Annotated in this window: 1 rRNA gene; it reads left to right on the plus strand. The window is 38.8% G+C overall.

From position 1 onward, the window contains the following. Nucleotides 1-178: 178 nt before the first annotated feature. Nucleotides 179-327 (plus strand): 23S ribosomal RNA (locus HMPREF2811_RS11585); the annotation flags it as partial.

The raw sequence follows: 327 nt of genomic DNA on the forward strand, positions 1-327 counted from the left end.
TAGTTCATTGAAAACTGAATAACAAAACAAACCATATTGATTATTTTAACAGGAGTAATCAATATAGATTATATAATTTCAAGAGAAAGATATAATAAACCGAGAATTGACCGAGTCTATATAATAATATAGAGAAAATAAGAGTAAAGGGGAAGAGCCTTTACGAGCGCAAAAATGTGGTTAAGAAACAAAGGGCGCACGGTGAATGCCTTGGCACTAGGAGCCGATGAAGGACGTGACGAACGACGAAACGCTTTGGGGAGCTGTAAGTAAGCTATGATCCAGAGATATCCGAATGGGGGAACCCACTGCTAAATGCAGTACGCG

This window comes from Globicatella sp. HMSC072A10, from assembly GCF_001811625.1.
GTDB classification, from domain to species: Bacteria; Bacillota; Bacilli; order Lactobacillales; family Aerococcaceae; genus Globicatella; species Globicatella sanguinis.